General features: G+C 70.9%; 8 protein-coding genes. 2 read left to right on the forward strand and 6 right to left on the reverse strand.

The annotated features are described in order from the left end of the window. The 3 genes from FNH08_RS38130 to FNH08_RS38140 form a co-directional block, all read right to left on the reverse strand. The coding region (locus tag FNH08_RS38130; protein ID WP_322726152.1) for a biotin/lipoyl-containing protein at positions 1–265 on the reverse strand (265 nt) is incomplete at its 3' end. A gap of 62 nt (positions 266–327) precedes the next feature. Next, positions 328–1716: a dihydrolipoyl dehydrogenase gene (lpdA, locus tag FNH08_RS38135; protein WP_322726153.1), complete on the reverse strand. Its 1389-nt coding sequence runs from the start codon at positions 1714–1716 to the stop codon at positions 328–330. 301 nt (positions 1717–2017) lie between these two features. Continuing rightward, complete coding sequence (locus FNH08_RS38140; protein ID WP_322726154.1) at positions 2018–3544, reverse strand: leucyl aminopeptidase; 1527 nt, start codon at positions 3542–3544, stop codon at positions 2018–2020. Positions 3545–4010: 466 nt separating this feature from the next. On the opposite strand from FNH08_RS38140, the gene FNH08_RS38145 reads away from it, so the two are divergent. Further along, positions 4011–4796 (forward strand): endo alpha-1,4 polygalactosaminidase, encoded by a 786-nt coding sequence (locus tag FNH08_RS38145; protein ID WP_322726155.1) that lies wholly within the window; start codon positions 4011–4013, stop codon positions 4794–4796. Here FNH08_RS38145 and FNH08_RS38150 read toward each other — a convergent pair. Both FNH08_RS38150 and cobS read right to left on the reverse strand, forming a co-directional pair. Then, positions 4702–5361, reverse strand: coding sequence for an RDD family protein (locus FNH08_RS38150; protein WP_322726156.1), 660 nt, complete (start codon positions 5359–5361; stop codon positions 4702–4704). The genes FNH08_RS38145 and FNH08_RS38150 overlap by 95 nt on opposite strands. Before the next feature lie 114 nt (positions 5362–5475). After that, positions 5476–6273 (reverse strand): adenosylcobinamide-GDP ribazoletransferase, encoded by a 798-nt coding sequence (gene cobS, locus FNH08_RS38155; protein WP_322726157.1) that lies wholly within the window; start codon positions 6271–6273, stop codon positions 5476–5478. 84 nt (positions 6274–6357) lie between these two features. Here cobS and FNH08_RS38160 point away from each other — a divergent pair, with 84 nt between their 5' ends. Next, the gene (locus FNH08_RS38160; RefSeq protein WP_152776110.1) at positions 6358–7131 is read left to right on the forward strand and encodes a hypothetical protein; all 774 of its coding nucleotides are present in this window, start codon (positions 6358–6360) and stop codon (positions 7129–7131) included. Here FNH08_RS38160 and FNH08_RS51150 read toward each other — a convergent pair. Beyond that, positions 7062–7781: a hypothetical protein gene (locus FNH08_RS51150; protein WP_194238756.1), complete on the reverse strand. Its 720-nt coding sequence runs from the start codon at positions 7779–7781 to the stop codon at positions 7062–7064. The two genes, FNH08_RS38160 and FNH08_RS51150, sit on opposite strands and share 70 nt — an antisense overlap. Positions 7782–8124 lie beyond the last annotated feature (343 nt).

Genomic DNA, 8124 nt, shown 5'->3' on the forward strand with positions numbered 1-8124 from the left:
GGGCAGGGGCGGCGGCAGGCGCGCCCGTGCCGTCGTCGATGAGGGCCAGCTCGGCGCCGACCTCCACCGTCTCGTCCTCGGCGACCTTGATGGACGCCAGCACACCGGCGGCGGGCGAGGGGATCTCGGTGTCGACCTTGTCGGTGGACACCTCCAGCAGCGGCTCGTCGGCCTCGACGCGCTCGCCCTCGGCCTTCAGCCAGCGGGTGACAGTGCCCTCGGTGACGCTCTCACCGAGCGCCGGAAGGGTTACGGAAACCGCCATGGTTTCGGTTGCTCCTTACGAAATTGCGGAAGTCTGTGTCGTCGCGTCCGTTGACCGAAGGCTCAGTCGTGGGCGTGGAGGGGCTTGCCCGCGAGGGCCAGGTGGGCCTCGCCGAGCGCCTCGTTCTGCGTCGGGTGGGCGTGGATGAGCTGGGCGACCTCGGCCGGCAGCGCCTCCCAGTTGTAGACCAGCTGGGCCTCGCCGACCTGCTCGCCCATGCGGTCGCCGACCATGTGGACGCCGACCACGGCGCCGTCCTTGACCTGGACGAGCTTGATCTCGCCCGCGGTCTTGAGGATCTTGCTCTTTCCGTTGCCCGCGAGGTTGTACTTCAGAGCGACGACCTTGTCCGCGCCGTAGACCTCCTTGGCCTTGGCCTCGGTGATGCCCACGGAGGCGACCTCGGGGTGGCAGTACGTCACCCGCGGCACGCCGTCGTAGTCGATCGGAACGGTCTTCAGACCGGCCAGACGCTCCGCCACCAGGATGCCCTCGGCGAAGCCGACGTGCGCGAGCTGGAGCGTCGGGACCAGGTCACCGACTGCGGAGACGGTCGGGACGTTCGTCCGCATGTACTCGTCGACGAGGACGTAACCGCGGTCCATGGCGACCCCGGCCTCCTCGTAGCCCAGGCCCTGCGAGACCGGGCCGCGGCCGACGGCGACGAGGAGGTACTCGGCCTCGAACTCCTTGCCGTCGGCGAGCGTGACCTTGACACCGTCCGCCGTGTACTCGGCCTTCTGGAAGAAGGTGCCGAGGTTGAACTTGATGCCGCGCTTGCGGAAGGCCCGCTCGAGAAGCTTCGAGCTGTTCTCGTCCTCGACCGGGACGAGGTGCTTCAGGCCCTCGATGACCGTGACGTCGGAGCCGAAGGACTTCCACGCGGAGGCGAACTCGACACCGATGACACCGCCGCCGAGGACGATCGCGGACTTCGGCACGCGGTCCAGGACGAGCGCGTGGTCCGAGGAGATGATGCGGTTGCCGTCGATCTCCAGACCGGGCAGCGACTTCGGCACCGAGCCGGTCGCCAGCAGGATGTGACGGCCCTGGACCCGCCGGCCGTTCACGTCCACGGAGGTCGGGGAGGACAGTCGGCCCTCACCCTCGATGTAGGTCACCTTGCGCGAGGCCACGAGCCCCTGCAGACCCTTGTACAGGCCCGAGATGACCTCGTCCTTGTACTTGTGGACGGCCGGTACGTCGATGCCCTCGAACGTGGCCTTCACACCGAACTGCTCGCTCTCGCGGGCCTGGTCGGCGATCTCGCCCGCGTGCAGCAGGGCCTTGGTGGGGATGCAACCCCGGTGCAGGCAGGTGCCGCCGACCTTGTCCTTCTCGATCAGGGCGACGTCCAGGCCCAGCTGCGCCCCGCGCAGGGCCGCGGCGTAACCGCCACTACCACCGCCGAGGATCACTAGGTCGAAAACGGTGCTGGCGTCGTTCGCCACGTCACGTCCTCCATGCATGTGCGCCGTGCGCCGGTGCGCGATGACCGGTCGGCGGCTGGTGTCCGGCCGCTCTTTGCTTCGGCCCTTCGGTGGGGCCCTGTCCTGCCGTGCCCCATCTTCGCACTTGTCCGTGGCGTCCGGGACGCCGGGCTGCGGTGTGAGAAGCCCCACGTCCCCGTAGGGGGTGCGGGGAACTGCGCGACCAGTCACACACAACCCGCAGCCGCCCTACGACAGGAAGAACCGAGCTCGTGGGCGACGGAGCTCAACCGGCACGGAGCCCCGCCGCCCCAAGCGAACCTCAGCCCAGATCCCCCGAAGCCGCCAGCTCGGCCAACCGCACCAGGGTCCGCACCGCGCTCCCCGTTCCACCCTTCGGCGTGTAACCGAACGGCCCGGACTCGTTGTACGCCGGCCCCGCGATGTCGAGGTGGGCCCAGGTGATCCCCTCGCCCACGAACTCCTTCAGGAACAGACCGGCGACCAGCCCGCCCCCGTACCGCTCACCCATGTTCGCGATGTCGGCGGTCGGGGAGTCCATCCCCTTGCGCAGGTGGTCCGGCAGCGGCATGGGCCAGGCGCCCTCGCCCACCTCCTCGGCGGCCTCGTGCACCGCGGAGCGGAACGCGTCGTCGTTCGCCATGATCCCGAACGTCCGGTTGCCGAGCGCCAGCATCATCGCGCCCGTCAGCGTGGCCACGTCCACGATCGCGTCCGGCTTCTCCTCGGAGGCCCTGGCGAGCGCGTCCGCGAGCACCAGCCGGCCCTCGGCGTCGGTGTTGAGGACCTCGACGGTCTTGCCGCTGTACATGCGCAGCACGTCACCCGGGCGGGTGGCCGAGCCGGACGGCATGTTCTCGGCGAGGGCGAGCCAGCCGGTGACGTCGACCTCGAGCCCGAGCCGCGCGGCGGCCACGACCGCGGCGAAGACCGCCGCCGCGCCGCTCATGTCGCACTTCATCGTCTCGTTGTGCCCGGCGGGCTTCAGCGAGATGCCGCCCGAGTCGTACGTGATGCCCTTGCCGACGAACGCGAGGTGCTTCTTCGCCTTGGAGGAGGTGTACGACAGCTTCACCAGACGGGGTGCCGACGCCGACCCGGCACCCACGCCGAGGATGCCGCCGTAGCCGCCCTTCTCCAGCGCCTTCTCGTCGAGCACCTGCACCTTGAGGCCGTGCTCCTTGCCCGCGGCCTGGGCGACGGCGGCGAACGCCTCCGGGTTCAGGTCGTTCGGCGGCATGTTGATCAGGTCGCGGGCGCGGTTGAGCTCCTCGGTCACGGCGGTGGCCCGCTCCGCGGCGGCCTTGTGGGCGCGGTCGCGGGGCTTGGTGCCGAGCAGGGCGACCTCGGCGAGCGGCGCCTTGCCCTTCTTCGCCTTGGCGTCCTTACCGTTCTCCTTGTACGTGTCGAAGGAGTACGAGCCGAGCAGCGCGCCCTCGGCGACGGCGGCGACGTCACCGGCGTCCGCGATGGGCAGCGCGAACGCGGCCTTCTTCGAACCGGCCAGGGCCCGGGCCGCGGCACCGGCCGCGCGGCGCAGCGCCTCGGCCTCGAAGGCGGCGTCCTTCTCGGGCACGGCTCCCAGGCCCACCGCCACCACGAGCGGCGCCTTGAAGCCGGACGGCGCGGGCAGCTTCGTCACCTCGCCCTCGGCACCCGAGGCGCCGAGAGTCTCCAGGACGCCCGCCAGCTTGCCGTCGTACGCCTTGTCCACGGCCTCGGCGCCCGGCGCGACGACCGGGGCCTTGGCGCCCTTCGCGACACCGACCACGATGGCGTCGGCGCGGAGGCCGGGCGCGGCGGCGGTGCTGAGAGTGAGAGCAGTCACGGTGGTGAAATCTCGCTTCCAGTTGAGTGTCAGTGGCCGAACGGATGGGTCGACCGCCCCTGGGAGGACCCTGGATGATCCCGCGTGCGCGGCAGCCCCGACCGGCTGGGGGACCGCGGTGCGCGGCAGCCCCGGGCAGTCGGGGATCCGTGGCGCGCGGCGCCCCACGGTCGGACCGGGAGTGCCGGGGACGAGCCTAGGCCCTGTTCGGCCCATCGGACCTGGGACGCGGGCGCCGGATGCCCGCTTCCCGGGCATCCGGAGCCGACTCCCCGGGCCTTCGGCCCGCTTGTCCGGGCCCGTGACTCCAGCCTCCACGAGCTCCCGGCCGGGCCCGCACAGGGAGATCCCCATGGCTTGCGCATAGGGGGATCCCCATGGCCGGACTCCCGCCGTCCGCGTCCTCGGTGCCAGGGATGGGAGATCATCCCTGGGGAAGCCTTCCGTATCCCCTGGAGCCCGCCCGGTGAAACGCCCGCTCGTCCTGTGCGCCCTGCTTCTGCTGCTCACGGCCTGCAGCACCGCCCCCGACGACAACCCCGAGCACGGTGCCGACCGGTGGCGACCCCGCCCCGGCACCGCCTGGCAGTGGCAGCTCAGCGGGCGCCTGGACACCTCCGTCGACGTGCCCGTGTACGACATCGACGGCTTCGACCACTCGGCCGACACGGTCGACGAACTTCACGGCGACGGCCGCAAGGTCATCTGCTACCTGTCGACCGGGGCCTGGGAGGACTTCCGCCCGGACGCGGACGACTTCCCCAAGTCCGTCCTCGGCCGCGGCAACGGCTGGGAGGGCGAGCGCTGGCTCGACATCCGCCGCACCGACGTCCTCGAACCTCTCATGGCGGCCCGCATCGACATGTGCGAGGAGAAGGGCTTCGACGCGGTCGAACCGGACAACATGGACGGCTACAAGAACCGCACGGGCTTCCCTCTGACCGCCGCCCACCAGCTCCGCTACAACCGCCTCATCGCCCGCCTCGCTCATGAACGCGGCCTGGCCGTCGGCCTGAAGAACGACCTCGACCAGATCCCGCAGCTCGTCGACGACTTCGACTTCGCGGTCAACGAACAGTGCGCCCAGTACGGGGAATGCAAGGACATGAAGCCCTTCATCGAGGCGGACAAGGCGGTCTTCCACGCCGAGTACGAGCTCAGGACCAGCGACTTCTGCCCCGAGGCCCGCCGGCTGCGGCTGAGCTCGATACTGAAGAAGTACGAGCTGGGGGTGTGGCGGCGAGAGTGCTGAGCCCGAGGCATGTGATCGTCGTGCCGGCCACCCGGTCGGCAAGGGAACGGCGGCTGGGGGAGAAGACGGGCAGCGCGTTGAGGAGGAACAGTACGACGGCCACCGCCCACACCAGCACCGACAGCACGAACTGACCCTCGATCAGCAGCACACAGGCGGCGGCGTACACGGCGACGTCCGCGGTGGTGGTGACCGCGGCCCGCAGCGCGGTCCTGCCGGGGCGGGCAGGGGTCACCTTCATCCCCAGCAGCCCCTTGCCGACGGTACGTCCGGCGAGGGCGAGGCAGGCCCACTGGTAGAGGAAGGTCGCCATGACCAGCAGCCCGAAGGCCTGCTCGACGTAGAGCACCGCCTCGTTCCACAGGGACCCGCCCAGGTCCTCCGAGGCGTCGACGACGTCACCGCGCGAGCTCAGCAGGTCGAAGCCGCTCTTCGTGGCGAGCTCCGGCACGTCGGTGACGAGAGCGGCTATCCGTTGGAAGGTCAGTGTGGCGAGCGCCGAGGCCAGCGCCACCACCAACCCGAAGTCGATGAACCAGGCCACAGCCCGACGGGACTTCGGCACGAAATTCCCCCGATGACGATGTGTCAATTTAGAAGGATTCAAGGTAGCGGCGGGACTGGGGAAGATGAAGGTGCTACTCGGCCATTGCTCCCACCGCGGTGGGCCGGATCCTGATCATCCCAGTGACAGGACCACCAGCGCCGCCGTCGCCGCCGTCTCCGCGAGCGCGCCGAACACGTCGCCCGTCACCCCGCCGAAGCGGCGCGTGCAGTGCCGCAGCAGCACCTCGGCTGCGGCACAGGCGAGGACGACCGCGAGGACCGTACGGAGGACGGCGGCGTACGGCACGGCCAACGTGCTCACACCGCCCGCGGCGCACACGACCAGGCCCGCCACGAGCAGCGCGTCCCGCACCGGCACGGTGCCCGCGACCGCCGCGCCCAGCCCCTCGGGCCGGGCCGGTGGCACGCCCGTGCGCGCGGCCAGGGTCAGGGCGAGCCGGGCCGTGGTGGCCGAGACGGTGGCGGCGAAGGCGCCATGGGCCCAGGACTCCCCGTACGCCTCGGTGAGCGCGGTGACCTGGGCGAGCAGGACGAAGACGAGGGTGATGACGCCGAACGGGCCGATGTCCGACTGCTTCATGATCCGCAACGCGTCCTCGGCGGGCTTGCCGCTGCCCAGCCCGTCGGCCGTGTCGGCGAGACCGTCGAGATGCAGGCCCCGGGTCAGGGCGGCGGGTACGGCGGCGGTGGCCACGGCCGCGAGCAGCGGGCCCGCGCCGAGCAGGAGCAGCAGCAGGCCGAGTACGGAGGAGGTGAGCCCGACGACCAGTCCGGCGGCCGGGGCGCACAGCATCCCGGCGCGCGCGGTGTCACGGTCCCAGCGGGTCACCGTGACCGGCAGCACGGTCAGAGTGCCGAAGGCGAAACGCAGGCCGTCGGGGAGGGAGGGCTTGGACACCGGCGTGGACACCGGCGCAGGGTATCCGGCGGCTTCGGGGCCACCGGCAGCGGGCCGCAGAACAGGTAGGGCTCAAATCATCGCTAAAGTGCGCATATGGGTCACTGGTTGCAGCGGAACATCATCGAGCCAGGCAAGCTGCCCCTCCTGCTCGCCCTCACCTCCTTCGTACTGACCTTTGTGATCACCCGCGTGATCACGCGCATGATCCGCGCGGGCAAGGGGCCGTTCCGCAACATCGACTCCGGCGGTGTGCACATCCACCACGTGGTCCCCGGTGTCCTGTTGACGATCGCCGGTGGTTTCGGCGCGGTGGCGAGCGGTCGGCACGGGTTCGGCCCCGCCCTGTGCGCCGTGCTGTTCGGGGTGGGGGTGGGCCTGGTGCTGGACGAGTTCGCGCTGATCCTCCACCTCGACGACGTGTACTGGACCGAGCAGGGCCGCAAGAGCGTCGAGATGGTGGTGCTGACGGCGGCTCTCGTCGGCCTGGTGCTCTGCGGGTTCGTGCCGTTCGGGGTCAACGACACGAGCCAGGACGAACTGGCGGGCAGGGGCTCGGCGGTCGTCACCGTCGCCCTGAACTTCTTCTTCGCGCTGCTCGCCCTCAGCAAGGGCAAGGCCCGCATCGCGCTCTTCGGCGTGATCGTGCCCTTCATCGCCGTCATCGGCGCGCTCCGGGTGGCCCGCCCCGGCTCACCGTGGGCCAAACGCTTCTACCGGGGCCGCCCGCGCACCCGCGCCAAGTCCCAGTTGCGCGCCTACCACCACGACCGTCGCTGGGTGGTCCTCAGTCGCAAGGCTCAGGACTGGATCGGCGGCGCCCCCGACACACCGGCCGTGGAGTCCGGCCGCACCGCCGACCGCCGCTGACGCCACTCCGAGGCCGCGCACACCACCAGCACCGCCGCGATCGCCGCCAGGTGCTCCTTGCCCGCGAGGTTCTGCTTCAGCAGCACCTCGACGACCATCGCCACGACCACGGCTGCCGCCGTGACGTACGCGCGGTAGCGCCGGCCCACGAACACGGCGAGCCCGACCACGGCGGCCGACGGCCCGGTGTCCACGACCCGCCCGTCCGACGCGGGCAACCCGAACAGCACGTCCGGGCCGAGCGCGACGCCCACGCGCGCGTACAACGTGCCGGCCAGTGTGGCGAGGTACGCGACGGCGAGTGTCCGCCGACGGCCCAGGCAGATCTCCGAGATCCCGAACACGACCAGGATCTGCAGGAGCCCGCCCCACACCGGCAGGTCCAGGGCCGGTACGAACAGGGAGAGCGGGGTGCGCAAGAGGGCGAGCCAGAGGGGGTCCTCGGCGCGTACGGCACCGATGCCCTGCACGAAGCCGTAGCCCCACGGCTGGCCGTGCACGAAGTGCAGGAGTGCGGTGAGACCCACCGCGGTCAGGGCCAGCGGTATCGCCCGCCGGCGTTCGCGCAGCAACGCCGGGCGCACGGTGTCGTACAGCTGTCCCCACTCGGCTCGCGCCAGTCGGAGGACGACGCCGTCGCGGACCCTCATGCGGCCGTCCTCCGTCCGGATTGGCGGGTGCCGCCTTCGAAGACGGAACGGAAAGCCGGAAAGTTGAGTGAGCCGCTCTGGGGGTTGGACGGGTGCGTCTCGTCTGCCGGGTTCCTGCCGTTGGGTGACCACCGGTCCGTCGTGGCTTGTCGCGCAGTTCCCCGCGCCCCTTAAAAGACTGGGCGCGCCCGGCGTCGCTACGTACCGCCCGCGCACGCACGCCCCCCTTAAAAGCCCGGGCGCCCGGCGTCGCTACGTACCGCCCGCGTCACGCGCCCTGAAATGCCCACGCGCCACCGGCATCACGACGTACCGCTGCCTTCACGCCCCGCCAGGCCCGTGA

It is taken from the genome of Streptomyces spongiae, assembly GCF_009377185.1.
Classification (GTDB): domain Bacteria; phylum Actinomycetota; class Actinomycetes; order Streptomycetales; family Streptomycetaceae; genus Streptomyces; species Streptomyces spongiae.